The organism is Acinetobacter sp. NIOH-H-8 (assembly GCF_046635365.1).
Taxonomy (GTDB): Bacteria; Pseudomonadota; Gammaproteobacteria; order Pseudomonadales; family Moraxellaceae; genus Acinetobacter.
Genome location: NZ_JBHDVN010000231.1, coordinates 1 through 432 on the forward strand (window position 1 = coordinate 1; position 432 = coordinate 432).

Annotated in this window: 1 pseudogene; it reads left to right on the forward strand. The window is 43.1% G+C overall.

From position 1 onward, the window contains the following. A pseudogene (locus ACEWB7_RS17965) lies at window positions 1-432 on the forward strand (carbamate kinase); the annotation flags it as partial.

The window sequence follows — 432 nt, forward strand, 5'->3', positions numbered from 1 at the left end:
GATATGGATAACAAAATCGTCATCGCGTTAGGCGGTAATGCCATACAAACTGATGATGGCTCAGCTGACGCACAAAGAAAAGCAATACGTTCGACAATGCAAGCACTCAAACCTTTATTTGATACTGATGCAGACATTGTTATCTCTCATGGTAACGGTCCACAAATTGGTACGATGTTAATCCAACAAGCTAAAGCAGATAGTCCACAAACCCCTGCCATGCCGCTTGATGTTTGTGGTTCCATGACCCAAGGTATGATAGGATTCTGGATAGAGACGGAAGTCAACAGAGTACTTGCTGAAATTAAGAGTCCAAGACGTGCAGGTACAGTAATTACTCGTGTTGAGGTCGACGAACATGACCCCCGTATGTCTAACCCAACTAAACCTATTGGACCATTTTACACTAAAGAAGAAGCTGAGCAATTACAG